Genomic DNA, 15,253 nt, shown 5'->3' with positions numbered 1-15,253 from the left:
TCCGTCCCCATCCCACAAGGAGCACCATGTCCCCGCGCCGCTTCACCCTCGCCGCCACCCTCACCGCCGCCGCCGTCGCCCTCCTGGCCGGCTGCGCCTCGCCCGCCGCGCAGGGCGGCGCCGACGACCAGACCATCCGGGTCGGCGCCGTCACCTCGCCGATGACGGACATCGTCGAAGCGGCCGCCGACGAGATCGAGGACGGCTACAAGGTCGAACTCGTCGAGGTGGCCGACTACGTCACGATCAACAAGATGCTCGCCGCGGGCGACATCGACGCGAACTTCTCGCAGCACAAGCCGTACATGGAGGAGTTCAACACCGCGAACGGTGCGGACCTCACGGCTGTGCAGCCGATCTACAACTTCACGATCGCGTTCTATTCGAAGACCCTCGACGACATCGCCGACCTCCCGCAGGGCGCGACCGTCGCGATCCCCAACGATGCGTCCAACACCGGTCGCGCGCTGAAGATGCTCGCCGACGCGAAGATCATCACTCTCGCCGAGGGCGTCGACCCGTACGCGGCAACGGTGGACGACATCGCCGAGAACCCGAAAGATCTGCAGTTCCTCGAGCTGCAGATCAACCAGCTCAACACCGCCTACGACGAGGCGGACCTCGTCTTCCAGTGGCCGTCCCACATCGCCGCGCTCGGGCTCACCCCGCAGGACGACGGCCTGCTGACCGAGCTCGACGACCGGTTCGCCCTGCAGCTGGTCGTCCCGGGCGAGGACAAGGATGCCGCGTCCACCAAGGCCCTCGTCGACGCGTTCACGAGCGACCCCGTGCGCGAGATCATCGACGGCAACGAGACCATCGAGACCGCGTTCTGAGTCGGCACGCACCCCGGCGGTAGACTGGCGCGGCACCCACACTCAGGCACGCTCACACAGTGCCGCACATATCGCTCGAGGAGCATCACCATGACGAACGCGCACATTCCCGACAAGCCCGCCCTGGAAGGCCTCGAGCAGAAGTGGGATGCCGCGTGGTCCGACGCCGGCACGTACCTGTTCGACCGCGATGCGGCCAAGGCCAAGGGGCGCGCGGGCGTCTTCTCGATCGACACGCCTCCCCCGACGGCATCCGGTTCGCTCCACATCGGGCACGTCTTCAGCTACACGCACACCGACGTGAAGGTGCGCTACGAGCGCATGCGCGGCAAGACGGTGTTCTACCCGATGGGCTGGGACGACAACGGTCTGCCCACCGAGCGACGCGTGCAGAACTACTACGGCGTGCGCTGCGACACCTCGCTGCCCTACGACGCGGACTTCACGCCGCCGTTCCGCGGTGACGCGAAGAGCCTCAAGCCGGCCGATCAGGTGCCGATCAGCCGTCGCAACTTCATCGAGCTCTGCGAGGAGCTGACGATCGAGGACGAGAAGCAGTTCGAGGATCTGTTCCGCAAGCTCGGCCTGTCGGTGGACTGGACGCAGACGTACCGCACGATCTCGGACGACACCATCCGCACGAGCCAGCTCGCGTTCCTGCGGAACCTCGACCGCGGCGAGGCGTACCAGGCCATGGCGCCCACGCTCTGGGACATCGACTTCCGCTCGGCCATCGCGCAGGCCGAGCTCGAGGACCGCGACCAGCAGGCCTCGTACCACCGCGTCGCCTTCCACAAGTCCGACGGCTCCGGCGACATCCACATCGAGACGACCCGTCCCGAGCTGCTCCCCGCCTGCGTCGCACTCGTGGCAAATCCCGACGACGAGCGCTACCAGCCGTACTTCGGCTCGACCGTCCGCACCCCGCTGTTCGACGTCGAGGTCCCCGTCCTCCCCCACCCCCTCGCGGTGAAGGACAAGGGCACGGGCATTGCCATGATCTGCACGTTCGGCGACGTGACCGACATCATCTGGTGGCGCGAGCTCGACCTGCCGAACCGCACGATCCTCGGTCGCGACGGCCGCATCATCGACGAGGCCCCCGACGTGCTCGGAACGGATGCCGCGAAGGCGGCGTACGCGGAGCTCGCCGGCAAGACGGTGTTCAGCGCCAAGAAGCGCATCGTCGAGCTGCTGCAGGAGTCCGGTGAGCTGCTCGAGGTCTCGAAGCCGTTCACGCACCCGGTGAAGTTCTACGAGAAGGGCGACCGCCCTCTCGAGATCGTCTCCACCCGCCAGTGGTACCTCCGCAACGGTGCCCGCGACGCGGATCTGCGCGACAAGCTCATCGAGATGGGCCGCGGCATGGGCTGGCACCCGGACTTCATGCGTGTGCGGTACGAGAACTGGACGAACGGCCTCACCGGCGACTGGCTCGTCTCGCGGCAGCGCTTCTTCGGTGTGCCGATCCCGGTCTGGTACGGCCTCGATGAGAACGGCGAGCGGGACTACGACCGCGTGCTGACCCCCGACCTCTCGCGCCTGCCGGTCGACCCGACCACGGACGTGCCGGACGGCTACACCGAGGACCAGCGCGGCGTGCCCGGCGGCTTCGACGCCGAGCGCGACATCTTCGACACCTGGGCGACGTCCTCCCTCACCCCGCAGCTCGCGGGCGGGTGGGAGCGCGACCCCGAGCTCTGGGACCTCGTGGCACCGTTCGACGTCCGCCCGCAGGGTCAGGACATCATCCGCACGTGGCTGTTCTCGACGATGGTGCGTTCGGTGCTCGAGGACGGCCGCGCGCCGTGGACGGATGCCGCCATCTCGGGCTTCATCGTCGACCCCGACCGCAAGAAGATGTCGAAGTCGAAGGGCAACGTCGTGACGCCCGCCGACATCCTCGACGCGCACGGCACCGACGCGGTCCGGTACTGGGCGGCCTCCAGCCGCCTCGGCGCCGACGCGGCGTTCGACCCGCAGAACCCGACGCAGGTGAAGATCGGCCGTCGCCTCGCCATCAAGGTGCTCAACGCGGCGAAGTTCGTGCTCTCCTTCCCCGTCCCCGAGGACGCCCGCATCACGCACGCGCTCGACGCGTCGATGCTCGCGACCCTCGACCAGGTCGTCCGGGATGCCACGAAGGCGTTCGACGCTTTCGACCACGCCCGGGCGCTGGAGATCACCGAGGCGTTCTTCTGGACGTTCTGCGACGACTACCTCGAGCTCGTGAAGGAGCGCGCGTACAACCAGGCCGACACCGGCCAGGCCTCGGCCGCGCTCGCGCTGCGCACGGCACTGTCGACGCTCCTGCGCCTGCTCGCCCCCGTGCTGTCGTTCGCGGCCGAGGAGGCGTGGTCCTGGTTCGAGGAGGGGTCGGTGCACACCGCGTCCTGGCCCGAGGCGCTCGGCATCGAGGGAGACCCCGCCGTACTCAAGACCGTCGGCGAGGCCCTGATCAGCGTGCGTCGCGCGAAGACCGAGGCCAAGGCCTCGCAGAAGACGCCGGTGGAGTCCCTGACGATCACGGGACCGGATGCCGCGCTCGACGCCATCCGCTCCGCTGAGGGCGACCTCGCCGCGGTCGGACGCATCGCGCAGGTGTCGTACGCGTCCGGCGACACGGTGTCGGTCGGCGACATCGTCCTCACCCCGCAGGAGGTCTGACCATGCAGCTCGGAACCCGTTGGACGAGCGGCGACCAGCCGCCGTCCGCCGTGCCGGAGATCCTCCGCGAGCAGATCGCGGCCGTCGACGCATCCGTGGATCAGGACCCGCTCGGGCAGCCGCGACCGCGATGGACGCTGACCTGGCTCGAGGGTCGCCCCGTGGCGGAACTCGAGACGGGCGTCGTCGTCCGCGTGGACCGCGAGGGCGAGGTCGTCGTCGGTCACCTCGACGACGACGGCATGTCCTGAATCCGGCTCAGCTTCGCGGGTGACGCGCGATGTGGGCGAGGACGTCCGCACGCGTATTGTCCCTGCGCTCCTCGGCCGCTGAGCGAGCGACCGCCTGATCGGCGCGACGCAGCATCCGCGCGGCGACAGCAGCCTGAACCGACGTCGTCGCCGCCCACAGCGCGGCCTCGAGCCGTGTGGGCCGGACGGTGACGTCCAGCGTGGGGATCGTGATCGTGGTCATCGTCCGTCTCCGTCCTCGGGCAGTGCGAATGCGTCCACCCGGACGGTGAACGGCAAGCGGTCGGGGTCTTCCTCATGGCCGCGCGCTGAGGCGACGACCTCGTCGACGATCTCGGACAGGCGCCGGATCATGTCCTTCGCCTGATCAGGGGTCAGATGAATGTTGGCGGTGGAGATGATGGCGGCGACATCGTCCTCTTTGTCCGGATCGGCGATGGCCTCGTTCACGTGCCGCATGAGCTGCTGCTGACGGCGTCCGAGGAACTCGTTCATGATCAACTGGGTCGCGGAGCGCCCTGCGGGCGAGGCCATCGCCTCAGGACTGTCGAATGACACCGACTTGTCGGCACGCTCCCACCAGCGTTCACGCGCCGACCCCCGATCGGGGATCTCGCGGATGAGGTCCTGCTTCGCCAGCGCCCGCAAGTGGTAGCTGGTGGCGCCCGACGACTCCCCGGTGCGCTCGGCCAGCGAACTCGCGGTCTGGGGCCCGTACTGCGACAGGATGTCGAAGAGCTGCACGCGGAGCGGGTGAGCGAGGGCACGGAGGGCCCCGGCATCCAGACTGCGGTCTTCACGCCGCTTCGGTGTCTCTGTCATGTTCCAAAGATATCTTTGCAAGTTTGTCTTTGCAAGCGTTTCTTTGCATATCGGTGGCGCATTGCCGACGTACGCTGGGACGATGACGGATGCCGCGACCAACCCGCTCCTCTCCCCCTCTCCTCTCCCCTTCGACCTGCCGGACTACCCGAGCATCCGCCCGGAGCACTACCTCCCCGCTTTCGAGCAGGCTTTCGCGTCGCATCGTGCAGAGATCGACGTGATCGCGACGTCCTCCGAAGAGCCGACGTTCGAGAACACGCTGGTCGCGCTCGAGCAGTCCGGCGAGTCCCTTGGACGGATTGCGCGAACCTTCTACACGGTCAGCTCCGCGAACGCGACGGCGGAGATCCAGGAGATCGACGAGCAGCTCGCACCGTTGATGGCCGCTCACCACGACGCCGTGACGCTCGATGCGCGTCTGTACGCGCGGGTCGCCGAGGTTCACGCGCGTCTCGAGGAGCTCGGCCTCGAGGGCGAGGATCGATACCTCGTCGAGCGCACCTATCGCGAGATGACGGCCGCCGGCGCCGGCCTCGATGAGGCGGACAAGACCGTCCTCACCGAGCTCAACCAGCAGCTGTCCATGCTCACGACGACGTTCGAGAAGAATCTCCTCGCCGACACGAACGACCTCGCCGTCGTCTTCGACGACGCGGCGGAGCTCGACGGGTTGACCGACGGCGAGCTCTCGGCCGCCGCGCGCAACGCCGCCGAGCGCGGCCTCGAGGGCAAGTACGTCGTCACCCTCACCCTGTTCACGGGTCACCCGTACCTCTCATCGCTCACCTCCCGGACGAGCCGAGAGCGCCTCATGGCGGCATCCCGCTCTCGCGGTCGTCGCGGCAATGCGAACGACAACCGCGAGGTGCTCACCGAGATCGTGCGATTGCGCTCGGAGCGGGCGCGCGTCCTCGGCTACGACTCGCATGCGGCCTACGTCACCGCCGACGAGACCGCCGGCTCCCCCGAAGCGGTGCACGAGCTCCTGCGCCGACTCGCGGTCCCCGCCGCAGCGAACGCGCGACAGGAGCAGGCGGCCCTGCAGGAGATCATCGACGGCGAGGGCGGCGGGTTCCCCCTGGCTGCTCACGACTGGGCCTTCTACACCGAGCGGGTGCGCTCCGCCCGGTACGACCTCGATCGGACCGCTCTGCGCCCCTGGTTCGAGGCCGAACGAGTCCTGGTCGACGGCGTGTTCCGCGCGGCGACGGATCTCTACGGCATCACGTTCACCGAGCGTGCTGACCTTCCCGCGTATCACCCCGGTGCGCGTGTCTTCGAGGTCCGGAACGAAGGCGGCTCCCACCTCGGCCTCTACGTCCTGGACCTGTACACACGGGACTCCAAGCGTGGCGGGGCGTGGATGAACTCCATCGTGTCGCAGTCCGCCCTGCGCGGCACGGCGCCGATCGTCGTCAACAACCTCAACGTGCCCCAGCCCGCTCCGGGGAGCCCCACGCTTCTGACCCTCGACGAGGTGACGACGCTCTTCCACGAGTTCGGTCATGCCCTGCACGGGTTGTTCGCAACGGTCACCTACCCGCACTTCGCGGGAACGTCGGTGTTCCGCGACTTCGTCGAGTTCCCGAGCCAGGTGAACGAGATGTGGATCTTCTGGCCCGAGGTGCTCGCGTACTACGCGCGCCACATCGACACCGACGAGCCGCTCCCCGCCGAGGTCGTCCAGAAGCTCCGCGAATCCGAGGCCTTCAACCAGGGCTTCGCGACGAGCGAGTACCTCGCCGCGTCGTGGATCGACCAGGCCTGGCACAGTTTGGATGCCGATGACGCGGCCGTCGGCATCGACGTCGACGCGTTCGAAGCCACGGCGCTGGCCGACATCGGGCTGGACAACCCCGCGGTCCCGACCCGGTACTCCTCGACCTATTTCGCGCACATCTTCTCGGGTGGGTACAGCGCGGGCTACTACTCCTACATCTGGAGCGAGGTCCTCGACGCCGACACCGTGGAGTGGTTCCACGAGAACGGTGGGCTGACGCGCGAGAACGGCCACCGCTTCCGCACCCGGCTCCTGGGCGTCGGTGGCTCGAAGGATCCGCTCGAGGCCTACCGCGACTTCCGCGGACGCGACGCGCGCATCGAGCCCCTCCTGGAGCGGCGCGGCCTCACCGGCTGACCTCACTCCGTGGCAGCGCGGACCTCGTAGACGAGACGGGCGAACTGGCCGACGGCCTCCGCCGACCGCAGACGCAGCCGCTCCGACCCGATCCGGCGCGGGAAGAGCGGCGCACCCCCGGTCAGGAAGACCGGGGCCACGGAGATCGCGATCTCGTCGAGTGCGCCCGCGTCGAGGAACTGACCGGCGAGGTCTCCCCCGCCGACGACCCAAACGTCACCGGCTCCCGCAGCTGCACGAATCGTCGGGAGGACGGATGCCACCGACCCCTGAACGAATCTGATGTCGGCGCCCTCCGGCTTCGGGAGGTCGCGGGTGGTGAAGACGAATGTGGGGCGGTCGCCGTGGAACTGCGCCCACCGTTCAGGGTGCGCGAGGATGTCGGACTCGGCGAGAACCCATTCGTAGGTCGTCGATCCTTCCACCAGCACCGTCGCCCCCGCTGGCAACAGAGCGTCGTCCGGGGTGTCACCGTTCTCTACGGCGAAGAGCCATGCGAGCGAGTTCTCGTCGTCCGCGATGTAGCCGTCGATCGAGGTGGCCGTGTCGAAGAGGATGCGTCCCATGCCGGGAACGCTACCCGCGGCATCCGACACCGCGGGCCCGACGTCAGGCGCTCTTGCGCTTCTGCCGCAGGACGAGCGTCGGGGGTGCGCCCTCTTCGACGGATGCCCGGGTGACGACGACCTTGTCGACGTCCTCGGCGGACGGGATCTCGAACATGATCGGACCGAGGACGTCCTCGAGGATGGCGCGGAGACCGCGCGCGCCCGTCTTGCGTGCGACGGCCAGATCGGCGATGGCACGAAGGGCGTCATCCTCGAACTCGAGCTCGACACCGTCGAGCTCGAACATCCGCTGGTACTGCTTGACGAAGGCGTTCTTGGGTCCGGTGAGGATCTCGATGAGCGCGGTCTGGTCGAGGGGCGACACCGTCGTGACCACGGGGAGCCGACCGATGAACTCGGGGATCAGCCCGAACTTGTGGAGGTCTTCAGGAAGGACGTCGCGGAAGACGTCGAGCTCCTGCTCCTTGTCCTGCAGCGGAGCGCCGAAACCGACACCGTGCTTGCCGACGCGCGAGGAGATGATGTCCTCGAGGCCCGCGAAGGCGCCGGCGACGATGAACAGGACGTTCGTCGTGTCGATCTGGATGAACTCCTGGTGCGGGTGCTTGCGGCCGCCCTGCGGCGGCACGGAAGCCACCGTGCCCTCGAGGATCTTCAGAAGCGCCTGCTGCACACCCTCACCGGAGACGTCACGCGTGATCGACGGGTTCTCCGCCTTGCGGGCGATCTTGTCGACCTCGTCGATGTAGATGATGCCGGTCTCGGCACGCTTCACGTCGAAGTCGGCCGCCTGCAACAGCTTCAACAGGATGTTCTCGACATCCTCGCCGACGTAGCCGGCCTCGGTGAGCGCGGTGGCATCCGCGACGGCGAAGGGGACGTTCAGGCGCTTCGCGAGGGTCTGCGCGAGGTAGGTCTTGCCGCAGCCGGTCGGACCGAGGAGCAGGATGTTGCTCTTGGCGATCTCGACCTCGTCGGCCCGCTGCTCGGCGGACTGGATCGTGCTGCGGGCACGGACGCGCTTGTAGTGGTTGTAGACGGCGACGGCGAGGGCGCGCTTGGCGGGATCCTGCCCGACGACGTACTCCTCGAGGAAGCTGAAGATCTCACGCGGCTTGGGGAGATCGAAGTCCTTGACCTCGCCGTCGCCGGACTCGGCCATGCGCTCTTCGATGATCTCGTTGCAGAGCTCGACGCACTCGTCGCAGATGTATACGCCGGGGCCGGCGATCAGCTGCTGGACCTGTTTCTGGCTCTTCCCACAGAAGGAACACTTGAACAGGTCGGCGCTCTCACCGATGCGTGCCATGGTGCTCCCCCTCAGGATTCAAGCTGGTGCAGTCGAGCCTAATCGCAGATCCGGACACCGGGCGGATTGCGACACGGGTGTGGACGACGATGCCCCGCCGACGGATCGGCGGGGCATCTGCTGACGGATGTCAGGCCGTGATGGCCGCAGGCGTCCGCTTGCGGGACGTCAGGACCTGGTCGACGATGCCGTACTCCAGCGCTTCCTGCGCGGAGAGGATCTTGTCGCGGTCGATGTCCTTGTTGACCTGCTCGACGGAGCGGTTCGTGTGGTGAGCCATCGTCTCTTCGAGCCAGGTGCGCATGCGGAGGATCTCCGCTGCCTGGATCTCGATGTCCGACGCCTGACCGTGACCGGACTCCCCGACCGCGGGCTGGTGCATCAGGATGCGGGCGTTCGGCAGGGCGAGGCGCTTGCCGGGAGCTCCTGCGGCGAGGAGAACGGATGCCGCCGACGCAGCCTGCCCGAGGACGACGGTCGACACCTGGGGCGAGATGTACTGCATCGTGTCGTAGATCGCCGTCATCGCGGTGAACGAACCACCGGGCGAGTTGATGTACATGATGATGTCGCGGTCGGGGTCCATCGACTCGAGGACCAGGAGCTGCGCCATGACGTCGTCGGCGGACGCGTCGTCGACCTGCACACCGAGGAAGATCACGCGGTCTTCGAACAGCTTGTTGTACGGGTCCTGACGCTTGTAGCCGTAGGCGGTGCGCTCCTCGAACTGCGGAAGGATGTACCGGCTCGAGGGCATCATGTCGCTCTGCGCGCGACCGAAGATGGGGGTGTTCATGCGTTGTCCTCCGACGCTCAGTTCTCGGTTCCGCCGCCGCCGGCGACGTCGGCAGCGTGTTCGCGGATGTGGTCGACGAAGCCGTACTCGAGCGCTTCGTCGGCGGTGAACCAGCGGTCGCGGTCACCGTCGGCGTTGATCTGCTCGACCGACTTGCCGGTCTGGGCGGAGGTGATCTCCGCGAGACGGTTCTTCATCGACACGATGAGCTGCGCCTGCGTCTGGATGTCGCTGGACGTGCCGCCGAAGCCGCCGTGGGGCTGGTGCAGCAGGACGCGGGCGTTGGGCGTGATGTACCGCTTCCCCTTCGTGCCGCTGGTCAGCAGCAACTGGCCCATCGAGGCGGCCATGCCGATACCGACGGTGACGATGTCGTTCGGCACGAACTGCATCGTGTCGTAGATCGCCATACCCGCGGTGATCGAGCCACCGGGCGAGTTGATGTAGAGGTAGATGTCCTTCTCGGAATCCTCGGCCGCGAGCAGCAGGATCTTGGCGCAGATCTCGTTCGCGTTCTCGTCGCGCACCTCGGAACCGAGCCAGATGATTCGGTCCTTCAGCAGCCGGTCGAAGACACTGGTCGCCATAAGGGGTTCAGCCATGGATGCTCTCCTGGATTCGTGTTCGTGCTTCGAATCTAGTGGCGCGTTCCGAGCGTCTCGCCCGTGTTCGCCGTGGGCATACCGGGCGCGGCATCGACCGCCTCCGGCGCCGCGGGGAATGCCCGGAAACGACGACGGGCGGCGGGGCCCGAAGGCACCCGCCGCCCGTCGGTGAGGGTCACTCGCTGTCGGCGGCCTTCTTGGTCGCGCGCTTGGCGGGAGCCTTCTTCGCGGGCTCCTCGGCGGCATCCGCGTCGGCCTTCTTGGCGGCCGGCTTCTTGGCGGGAGCCTTCTTCGCGGCGGGCTTCTCGTCGGCAGCCTCGTCGGCGGCGTCTGCCTTCTTCGCGGCGGGCTTCTTGGCCGGAGCCTTCTTCGCAGGGGCCTTCTTGGCGGCCGGCTTCTCGTCCGCTGCCTCGGTTGCCTCGTCCGCTGCTTCGTCGTCCTCGGCGGCGAAGCCGGCCAGGTCGACCTTCTTGCCGTTGGTGTCGACGACGGTCACCTTGCCGAGTGCGACGGCGAGGGCCTTGTTGCGGGCGACTTCACCGACCATCATCGGGATCTGGTTGCCCTCCTGGAGCGCATTGACGAAGTCCTGCGGCGACATGCCGTACTGCGCCGACGACTGGATGAGGTACTGCGTCAGCTCCTCCTGGGAGACCTGCACCTCGTGCTTCTCGGCGATCTTGTCGAGGATCATCTGCGTGCGGAACTGCTTCTCGCTCGCCTCGGTGACCTCGGCACGGTGCACGTCGTCCTCGAGGCGGCCCTCGCCCTCGAGGTGGGTGTGGACCTCGTCCTCGACCAGCTTGGCGGGAACGGGGATGTCCGCCTTCTCGATGAGGACCTCGATCAGCTTGTCGCGCGCGGCGGAGCCCTGCGTGAAGACAGCCTGCTCCGAGACGCGCTCGACGAGGCTCTCGCGGAGCTCGCCGATCGTGTCGAACTCGGAGGCGACCTGAGCGAAGTCGTCGTCGGCCTCGGGAAGCTCGCGCTCCTTGACGGCCTTGATGGTCACGGCGACCTCGGCCTCTTCACCGGCGTGGTCGCCGCCGACGAGCTTCGAACGGAACGTGGTGTCCTCGCCCGCGGTGAGCGACTCCACAGCCTCGTCGATGCCCTCGAGGAGCTCACCCGAGCCGACCTCGTACGAGACGCCTTCGGCGCGGTCGATCTCGTTGCCGTCGATCGTGGCGACGAGGTCGAGCTCGACGAAGTCGCCGGCCTTGGCGGGACGGTCGACGGTCACGAGCGTGCCGAAGCGGCTGCGGAGCTTGTCGAGCTCGGCATCCACTGCAGCCTCGTCGGTCTCGACCGCGTCGACCTCGATGGTGATGTCGTCGTAGGCGGGAAGCTCGAACTCGGGGCGGACGTCCACCTCGACCTCGACCTTGAGGTCGCCGGAGAAGTCCTTCGTGCTCGGCCACTCGACGATCTCGGCGGCGGGACGACCGACGATGCGGACGTCGTTCGCCGTCACGGCCTCGCGGTAGAAGACGTCGAGGCCTTCGCTGACGGCGTGCTCGAGGACGGCCTCACGGCCGACACGCTGATCGATGATCGGCGCCGGGACCTTGCCCTTGCGGAAGCCGGGGATCTGCACGTCCTGCGCGATGTGCTCGTACGCGTGCGAGATGCTCGGCTTGAGCTCCTCGGGGGTGACCGTGATGTGGAGCTTCACCCGGGTGGGGCTGAGCTGCTCGACGGTGCTGGTGACCATGCCTGTCGTTCTCCTTGTCCGGCCGCGCACACGCGCGTCCGTTCGGTGATCTGGGTTCGTGGGGCCGTTGTCGGGGCGACAGGATTTGAACCTGCGGCCTCCCGCTCCCAAAGCGGGCGCTCTACCAAGCTGAGCTACGCCCCGGGCGCGCACGCTGGCGAGCGCCGAAAAACGGCCGTTGGTAAGTCTAGCCGACCATGTCCGCTACACTCGTCGAGGCGCTGTTCACAGCGTCGACGGGGATGTAGCTCAATGGTAGAGCCTCAGTCTTCCAAACTGATTACGCGGGTTCGATTCCCGTCATCCCCTCCACACACCGGCGCCGGGGCTCACACCGAGCTGTAGGCGACGATCCCCCGCCGGACGGCATCCAAGGCCTTCCGAGCCGTCACCGCGACGTCGGCATCCGCGACGATCGACAGCTGGTCGAGCAGGTCGATGGTCTGCTTCGTCCAGCGCACGAAGTCGCCGGCCGCCATGTCGGCCTCGGTGAGGACGACGTCGAGAGACGCGCCTCGGGCCCAGGAGTTCATCGGCTGCGCCAGTCCGGTTGCCAGAGGCTCGCTCCCCGGCAGGCGGTGCTCCTGCTCGAGGTCGTCGAGACGGCTCCACAGATCCTGCGTCTTCGACAGCGCCTCGCGGAACGGTCCGCGCGGCAGCCGGAACTCCCCCGCCTCGTCGCGGCGCGGCTCGTACACGAGACACGAGGCGAGGGCAGCGAGACCCGCAGGGTCGAGGTCGCGCCACAGCCCCCGCCGGAGCGACTCCGCGACGAGCAGATCGCGCTCCCCGTAGATGCGGCGCATCGTCCGCCCGGCGGCCGTCAGAGCCGCGGCGCCGTCGTCGAAGGCGACGTAGTTCAGCTCTGCGAGCACGTCGATGATGCGGTCGAAGATCCGCGCGACGGTGCCGGTGCGGGTCTCGATGTCGCGTCGCGTGCGATCCGTGCGGCGCCGCAGCTTCCAGTACCGCTCCGCCCAGCGGGCGTGATTCTCGCGGTCGGGGCAGGAATGACAGGGATGCCGCTGCATGCGACGCCGGAGCGACTGGATCTCGTTCTGGTGCTGCTGCCGGATGCGCGCGGGGGCGGCGCGGTCGGCTCTGTTGAGCTTCTCGGCGTCGCTCAGATCGCGCCGGATGCCGGAATACTCGGCGAAATCTCCCCGATCGCACGTCATCGACTTCTCGTAGCCTGCGAGGGACGCCTCGGCATCCTTCACCTGACGGGCGAGACCGACGACGGCGTGGTCCGCTTGGAACTGGGCGAACGAGGATTCGAGGATCTCGCGGGCGCGCTCCCGACCGAACTGGTCGATCAGGTTGACGGCCATGTTGTACGTCGGGCGGAAGCTCGAGTTCAACGGGTAAGTGCGCCGCGACGCCAGCGCGGCGACGGCTTGGGGGTCGAGGGACTCGGTCCACTGGACGACCGCGTGGCCCTCGACGTCGATGCCGCGGCGGCCGGCACGACCCGTCAGCTGCGTGTACTCGCCCGAGGTGATGGCGACGCGCGCCTCGCCGTTGAACTTCTCCAGCTTCTCGAGAACGACCGTGCGAGCGGGCATGTTGATGCCGAGGGCGAGGGTTTCGGTCGCGAAGACGACCTTGACGAGCTTGCGGCGGAAGAGCTCCTCGACGACCTCCTTGAACGCCGGCAGCATGCCCGCGTGGTGCGCAGCGACGCCGCGTTCCAGGTTCTCGCGCCACTCCCAGTAGCCGAGGACGGCGAGGTCCTCGTCCTGCAGCGGTTGGAGCCGTTCGTCGATGATGGCGCGGATCTCGTCGCGCTCTGCGGTGTCGGTCAGACGGACGCCCGCGCGGCGCACCTGCTGCACCGCGGCGTCGCACCCGACCCGGCTGAAGATGAAGAAGATCGCCGGAAGAAGATTCGAGCGCCCGAGGAGCTCCACGACCTGCGGGCGATCCATCCGCTCGATGCGCGCCGCTGTGGACGGACGCACGGGGCGCTTGCCGCCGCGGTGAGGCCTGCGCCGCTCCTGGTCGCCGCGCGACCGGTACTCCATCGCCCGTCGGTTGTTCTCGTAGGTGGCGCCCTTCGGCGATCGGATGCGCGTCAGCTCCTGGTTTACCTGAGCGGTGGCTACGCCCGCGCGATCATCGAAGAGCGGAAGCAGATCGCCGCGGACGAGGACATGCTGCTCGAGCGGCACCGGCCGCGTCTCGGACACGATGACCTCAGTGTCGCCCCGCACCGTATCGAGCCAGTCCCCGAACTCCTCGGCGTTCGACACGGTCGCCGACAGCGACACGAGCCGAACCGCTGGCGGAAGGTGGAGGATCACCTCTTCCCACACGGGTCCACGGAACCGGTCGGCGAGGTAGTGGACCTCGTCCATCACGACGTAGCGCAGGCCCCGGAGTGCCGGCGAATCCGCGTACAGCATGTTGCGGAGGACCTCGGTCGTCATCACGACCACACGCGCGTTGCCGTTGATGTTCGTGTCGCCGGTGAGCAGGCCGACCTCGTCCGCGCCGTAGACCTCCTGCAACTCCCGGAACTTCTGGTTCGACAGGGCCTTCATGGGCGTCGTGTAGAACGCCTTGTCGCCGGGTTCGCGCATCGCGAGGTGGATCGCGAACTCACCGACGATCGTCTTCCCCGCCCCTGTGGGTGCGGCGACGAGCACACTGTTCCCGTCCTCGAGTGCCTGGCATCCCTCGATCTGGAACGGGTCGAGGTCGAACCGCTGCATGTCGGCGAACGCCGCCGAGATCGGATGCCGACGGCCGGACTGTGCGCGTGCGTATCGAGCGGCGAAGTCCGTCATGCGATCGGACCGAGGAGCGCAGCGTCGCGCTTGCTCTTGCGGCGGTCGAAGATCATCGAGAGACCGGCAGCGGCGAAGAACAGCAGCGTGAGGATTCCGGCGAGGATGAGCATGCTGACGACGTCCGCGGCCGGCGTGGCCGCTCCGGCGAATACCGTCGCGATGACGATCGCGACTCGCCACCCCTTCATGATCTCCTTGCCCGTCATCACTCCCGACAGGTTGAGCGCGACCAGGAAGACGGGCGTCACGTACGAGACCCCGACGACGATCAGGAGCTTGAAGACGAAGTCGTAGTAATACTTCGCGTCGTAGAAGTTCGACGCCCCGTCGGGGGTGAATCCGGCCATGAGCTCCACGAGGTGCGGGAGGATGAGCCATCCCGTGAACGCGCCGGCGAAGAAGAGCGGCACCGCCGCGGCGACGAAACCGATGGTGTACCGAACCTCTTTGCGGGTCAGTCCCGGCATGAGGAACGCCCAGATCTGCCACAACCAGACCGGTGCGGAGATCAGGATGCCGACGGCGAAGGCGATGCGGATGCGAAGGTCGAAGGCGGACGTGACCGTCGCGAACATGAGGGTCACGGCGTTCTCGTCGCCGCGCCTCTCCGCCACGACGCGGATCGGTTCCGTGATCGCCCAGATGATCGCGTCGCCGAGAGTGAAGGAGACGACCATCCCCGCCACGATCGCGATGGCGGCGATGATCAGACGTTTGCGGAACTCACGAAGATGATCGCCCAGCGACATCCG

General features: G+C 67.6%; 13 protein-coding genes and 2 tRNA genes. 5 read left to right on the top strand and 10 right to left on the bottom strand.

Annotated features, from left to right (window positions below):
* The first annotated feature begins 26 nt into the window (after nucleotides 1-26).
* The 3 genes from BLP38_RS03710 to BLP38_RS03700 all read left to right on the top strand — a co-directional run bounded on the left by BLP38_RS03710 (nucleotide 27) and on the right by BLP38_RS03700 (nucleotide 3,754).
* On the top strand, nucleotides 27-836 hold the full coding sequence (locus BLP38_RS03710) for a MetQ/NlpA family ABC transporter substrate-binding protein (protein ID WP_091353080.1): 810 nt from the start codon (nucleotides 27-29) through the stop codon (nucleotides 834-836).
* Nucleotides 837-926: 90 nt separating this feature from the next.
* Nucleotides 927-3,503 (top strand): valine--tRNA ligase, encoded by a 2,577-nt coding sequence (gene valS / locus BLP38_RS03705; RefSeq protein WP_091353077.1) that lies wholly within the window; start codon nucleotides 927-929, stop codon nucleotides 3,501-3,503.
* Nucleotides 3,504-3,505: 2 nt separating this feature from the next.
* Nucleotides 3,506-3,754 (top strand): hypothetical protein, encoded by a 249-nt coding sequence (locus BLP38_RS03700; protein ID WP_091353075.1) that lies wholly within the window; start codon nucleotides 3,506-3,508, stop codon nucleotides 3,752-3,754.
* A 7-nt stretch (nucleotides 3,755-3,761) separates the two neighbouring features.
* Here the strand turns inward: BLP38_RS03700 and BLP38_RS03695 are convergent, their stop codons facing one another.
* Together BLP38_RS03695 and BLP38_RS03690 are read right to left on the bottom strand one after the other, a co-directional pair.
* Complete coding sequence (locus tag BLP38_RS03695) at nucleotides 3,762-3,977, bottom strand: hypothetical protein (RefSeq protein ID WP_091353072.1); 216 nt, start codon at nucleotides 3,975-3,977, stop codon at nucleotides 3,762-3,764.
* The gene (locus BLP38_RS03690; RefSeq protein ID WP_091353069.1) at nucleotides 3,974-4,576 is read right to left on the bottom strand and encodes an ArsR/SmtB family transcription factor; all 603 of its coding nucleotides are present in this window, start codon (nucleotides 4,574-4,576) and stop codon (nucleotides 3,974-3,976) included. Before BLP38_RS03690 ends, BLP38_RS03695 begins: the two co-directional genes overlap by 4 nt.
* Nucleotides 4,577-4,658: 82 nt before the next feature.
* On the opposite strand from BLP38_RS03690, the gene BLP38_RS03685 reads away from it, so the two are divergent.
* Nucleotides 4,659-6,716 carry a M3 family metallopeptidase gene (locus BLP38_RS03685; protein ID WP_091353066.1) on the top strand — a complete coding sequence of 686 codons (2,058 nt, stop codon included), beginning with the start codon at nucleotides 4,659-4,661 and terminating at the stop codon, nucleotides 6,714-6,716.
* A 2-nt stretch (nucleotides 6,717-6,718) separates the two neighbouring features.
* On the opposite strand, the gene BLP38_RS03680 is transcribed toward BLP38_RS03685, so the two are convergent.
* From BLP38_RS03680 to BLP38_RS03655, 6 genes are all read right to left on the bottom strand, one after another.
* Nucleotides 6,719-7,282, bottom strand: coding sequence for a dihydrofolate reductase family protein (locus BLP38_RS03680; protein ID WP_091353062.1), 564 nt, complete (start codon nucleotides 7,280-7,282; stop codon nucleotides 6,719-6,721).
* Nucleotides 7,283-7,325: 43 nt separating this feature from the next.
* On the bottom strand, nucleotides 7,326-8,594 hold the full coding sequence (gene clpX / locus BLP38_RS03675) for an ATP-dependent Clp protease ATP-binding subunit ClpX (protein WP_091353058.1): 1,269 nt from the start codon (nucleotides 8,592-8,594) through the stop codon (nucleotides 7,326-7,328).
* Between the two features lie 130 nt (nucleotides 8,595-8,724).
* Entirely contained in the window at nucleotides 8,725-9,390 is a 666-nt protein-coding gene (locus BLP38_RS03670) for an ATP-dependent Clp protease proteolytic subunit (RefSeq protein ID WP_018186570.1), read from the bottom strand.
* 17 nt (nucleotides 9,391-9,407) lie between these two features.
* Nucleotides 9,408-10,241 carry an ATP-dependent Clp protease proteolytic subunit gene (locus BLP38_RS03665; protein WP_269457020.1) on the bottom strand — a complete coding sequence of 278 codons (834 nt, stop codon included), beginning with the start codon at nucleotides 10,239-10,241 and terminating at the stop codon, nucleotides 9,408-9,410.
* Nucleotides 10,171-11,709, bottom strand: a complete 1,539-nt coding sequence (tig, locus tag BLP38_RS03660; protein ID WP_091353052.1) for a trigger factor — start codon at nucleotides 11,707-11,709, stop codon at nucleotides 10,171-10,173. Before tig ends, BLP38_RS03665 begins: the two co-directional genes overlap by 71 nt.
* 70 nt (nucleotides 11,710-11,779) lie before the next feature.
* A tRNA-Pro gene (locus BLP38_RS03655) sits at nucleotides 11,780-11,853 on the bottom strand.
* Between the two features lie 94 nt (nucleotides 11,854-11,947).
* On the opposite strand from BLP38_RS03655, the gene BLP38_RS03650 reads away from it, so the two are divergent.
* Nucleotides 11,948-12,021, top strand: a tRNA-Gly gene (locus tag BLP38_RS03650).
* Nucleotides 12,022-12,038: 17 nt separating this feature from the next.
* On the opposite strand, the gene BLP38_RS03645 is transcribed toward BLP38_RS03650, so the two are convergent.
* Together BLP38_RS03645 and tatC are read right to left on the bottom strand one after the other, a co-directional pair.
* Nucleotides 12,039-14,498 carry a DEAD/DEAH box helicase gene (locus tag BLP38_RS03645; RefSeq protein ID WP_091353048.1) on the bottom strand — a complete coding sequence of 820 codons (2,460 nt, stop codon included), beginning with the start codon at nucleotides 14,496-14,498 and terminating at the stop codon, nucleotides 12,039-12,041.
* Complete coding sequence (gene tatC / locus BLP38_RS03640) at nucleotides 14,495-15,250, bottom strand: twin-arginine translocase subunit TatC (RefSeq protein WP_172824718.1); 756 nt, start codon at nucleotides 15,248-15,250, stop codon at nucleotides 14,495-14,497. Before tatC ends, BLP38_RS03645 begins: the two co-directional genes overlap by 4 nt.
* Between the last annotated feature and the right edge of the window lie 3 nt (nucleotides 15,251-15,253).

Origin of the sequence: Microbacterium sp. LKL04 (assembly GCF_900102005.1) — a bacterium.
Classification (GTDB): domain Bacteria; phylum Actinomycetota; class Actinomycetes; order Actinomycetales; family Microbacteriaceae; genus Microbacterium.
The sequence above is the reverse complement of the archived record's forward strand: the minus strand, read 5'-3'. Positions and strand labels throughout refer to the sequence as shown.

What these genes read in the sequence shown, in the direction of transcription:
- BLP38_RS03695 (WP_091353072.1), bottom strand. Translation starts at nt 3,977, where the DNA reads ATGACCACGATCACGATCCCCACGCTGGACGTCACCGTCCGGCCCACA.
- clpX (WP_091353058.1), bottom strand. Translation starts at nt 8,594, where the DNA reads ATGGCACGCATCGGTGAGAGCGCCGACCTGTTCAAGTGTTCCTTCTGT.
- BLP38_RS03680 (WP_091353062.1), bottom strand. Translation starts at nt 7,282, where the DNA reads ATGGGACGCATCCTCTTCGACACGGCCACCTCGATCGACGGCTACATC.
- tatC (WP_172824718.1), bottom strand. Translation starts at nt 15,250, where the DNA reads ATGTCGCTGGGCGATCATCTTCGTGAGTTCCGCAAACGTCTGATCATC.
- BLP38_RS03645 (WP_091353048.1), bottom strand. Translation starts at nt 14,498, where the DNA reads ATGACGGACTTCGCCGCTCGATACGCACGCGCACAGTCCGGCCGTCGG.
- valS (WP_091353077.1), top strand. Translation starts at nt 927, where the DNA reads ATGACGAACGCGCACATTCCCGACAAGCCCGCCCTGGAAGGCCTCGAG.
- BLP38_RS03670 (WP_018186570.1), bottom strand. Translation starts at nt 9,390, where the DNA reads ATGAACACCCCCATCTTCGGTCGCGCGCAGAGCGACATGATGCCCTCG.
- BLP38_RS03700 (WP_091353075.1), top strand. Translation starts at nt 3,506, where the DNA reads ATGCAGCTCGGAACCCGTTGGACGAGCGGCGACCAGCCGCCGTCCGCC.
- BLP38_RS03685 (WP_091353066.1), top strand. Translation starts at nt 4,659, where the DNA reads ATGACGGATGCCGCGACCAACCCGCTCCTCTCCCCCTCTCCTCTCCCC.
- BLP38_RS03710 (WP_091353080.1), top strand. Translation starts at nt 27, where the DNA reads ATGTCCCCGCGCCGCTTCACCCTCGCCGCCACCCTCACCGCCGCCGCC.
- BLP38_RS03690 (WP_091353069.1), bottom strand. Translation starts at nt 4,576, where the DNA reads ATGACAGAGACACCGAAGCGGCGTGAAGACCGCAGTCTGGATGCCGGG.
- BLP38_RS03665 (WP_269457020.1), bottom strand. Translation starts at nt 10,241, where the DNA reads ATGCCGCCGAGGAGCCCGCGAAGAAGGCTCCCGCCAAGCGCGCGACCA.
- tig (WP_091353052.1), bottom strand. Translation starts at nt 11,709, where the DNA reads ATGGTCACCAGCACCGTCGAGCAGCTCAGCCCCACCCGGGTGAAGCTC.